We start from the raw sequence: 771 nt of genomic DNA, 5'->3' as shown, positions 1-771 counted from the left end.
CCCTTTTGAGTGCCGATGACAGCCTGGTAGAGCTGGAACGCGCCAAGCCAGATGCAATCGAGAACTTCGTAAACGCGGTGAAACACCTCGGCCAGTCCTTCGATTTTTGCGTAATCGATACTGCGCCGACACTTGGCTTGCGGATGGTTGCCGCACTCACCGCTGCCAACTTCGCGCTGTGCCCGGTCGAGCTGGAAAGCTACTCGATGCAGGGCCTGACCAAGATGCTCCAGACCATCTTCGGCGTGCAGAAGCGGTATAACGCGGGCCTGACGTTCCTGGGCATTCTGGCAAACCGGTTCAACTCCAATTCGGCCTCGCAGAAAGCGAACATGACCGAGCTTCTGGCCAGTTACGCCCACCTCATGATTACCGCCAAGATCGGCAATCGCAGTTCCATTTCGGATGCACTTGGGCAGGGCATTCCGGTGTGGGAAATCCCCAAGACCGCCGCGCGTGAAGCCGGCAAGGAAATGAAAGAAGTGTTGACCCAAGTTTTCGACAAGACGGAGGCCCGAGCATGAGCAGCAATCTCGATTTGAGCGGTTTGGATAATTTCTCGAACCTCCTGCAGGTTGGCTCCGATGCTGCATCTGCTGCAGGTAAGCCGCTCGTCCTGCCTCTCAACCGTGTGGACGAAGATCCGCGCAACGCTCGCAAGCGCTACGACCCCATCAAGCTGCAGGAGCTCGCCGACTCCATTCGCGTTGGCGGCCTGTCCACGCCGATCGTGGTCAAGATCCACCCTGACGACCCGAAGCGGTATCAGAT

Annotated in this window: 2 protein-coding genes; both read left to right on the top strand. The window is 58.0% G+C overall.

Going from position 1 to position 771, the window contains the following annotated elements; translation table 11 throughout:
* Positions 1-524 (top strand): ParA family protein (locus EOD15_RS35040; RefSeq protein ID WP_148129842.1); only part of this gene is annotated, 524 nt, incomplete at its 5' end.
* Positions 521-771 (top strand): ParB N-terminal domain-containing protein (locus EOD15_RS35035; protein ID WP_185929178.1); only part of this gene is annotated, 251 nt, incomplete at its 3' end. The genes EOD15_RS35040 and EOD15_RS35035, both read left to right, overlap by 4 nt.

This window comes from Mesorhizobium sp. M7A.T.Ca.US.000.02.2.1 (genome assembly GCF_003996995.1).
GTDB lineage: Bacteria > Pseudomonadota > Alphaproteobacteria > Rhizobiales > Rhizobiaceae > Mesorhizobium.
Note: the sequence above shows the minus strand (reverse complement) of the source record. Positions and strands in the feature narration are given on the sequence as shown.